1 protein-coding gene and 1 pseudogene are annotated in these 993 nt (G+C 54.8%); both read right to left on the bottom strand.

What is annotated here, in order from left to right; genetic code table 11:
• Window positions 1–187 (bottom strand): annotated as a pseudogene (locus tag NKJ89_RS35580) (Crp/Fnr family transcriptional regulator); the annotation flags it as partial.
• A gap of 196 nt (window positions 188–383) precedes the next feature.
• Window positions 384–833: a beta-barrel domain-containing protein gene (locus NKJ89_RS35585; protein ID WP_352609073.1), complete on the bottom strand. Its 450-nt coding sequence runs from the start codon at window positions 831–833 to the stop codon at window positions 384–386.
• Window positions 834–993 lie beyond the last annotated feature (160 nt).

Here is a 993-nt window from a genome sequence, read left to right on the forward strand (position 1 = left end):
CCCAGCCCGACTCGACTATGAACATGCGATCACAATCCTCGCCCTGATTGACGATGACCGTCTCCGCCAGATAGCGCTTCGGCGTGAATCCCAGCCTTTTGATTAGCGCCGCATCGTCGTCATTGAGCCCGACATGCGACGGAATATTTTCGATTCCGTGCAACGACGGCTGTGAAGTGAATGCCATGTACTACCCCCGCCCAAGAGCTGCCTCCCATCTGCTTCCCCAAAGGAATGTACATCAAATTTGATGCGATGAGTATCTGTTCAAGGGCCCAACTATTGGAAGATGTGACGATCAGATTTTTCGCTGGAAACATACAGATTCAGCCGGCTTGCCGACGTCAGGATTTTTTTGAAATTTCTAGAGAGAACAGCTCCAGCTATATTCTATCTCCCTTGAAATTTTCCCGCATGGACTTGACTATTTGGCTCAGGATGAGACGACTGCGGTTATCGAGTTTATTAGCGGCATTCCGTAGTGTCGTCGACGCTTGATTGAGCAATCCTCTGATCTCTGCTGCTGGGATGCTTCCAGTTCCGTTGCGCTCACCCGTCTGGTTGTGGACCTCCGCGGGCGTGCCAGCCTGGAGCCACCTGCTGCCACGCAGGCATGAGTTCTGGTCGTCCAGCGTCGTCCTCGCCACGAAATACGAAATCTGCCGTTGTGGATCCTTGATCAGGTCGGCTGAGACTGTCTGCACCGTGCCCTTGCATTCCGGGGTCGTGTTCGTGTCGAACGCGGAGAAGCGTATTGAAACGGGCTGTCCGGGCGCAATATCATCGATGCTGGCGTCCCCGGCAACCACGAGTTCCACATCAGGCTCTGCCATCCGTTTCACGAGACTTTCCGGAAGTGAACACGTCAGCTTTGACGAGTTCAGTTCAACTACTCTGTCTCACTCGCCTATACGCCTCTCGTCATGGGCGTCGAAGGCCGCTATCCGGGCGACTTCCCGTGGAATGGAGGCGGCTCACGGCGAGCGAGCAGCT

The sequence above is a fragment of the Mesorhizobium sp. M0047 genome (assembly GCF_040323315.1).
Lineage (GTDB): Bacteria > Pseudomonadota > Alphaproteobacteria > Rhizobiales > Rhizobiaceae > Mesorhizobium.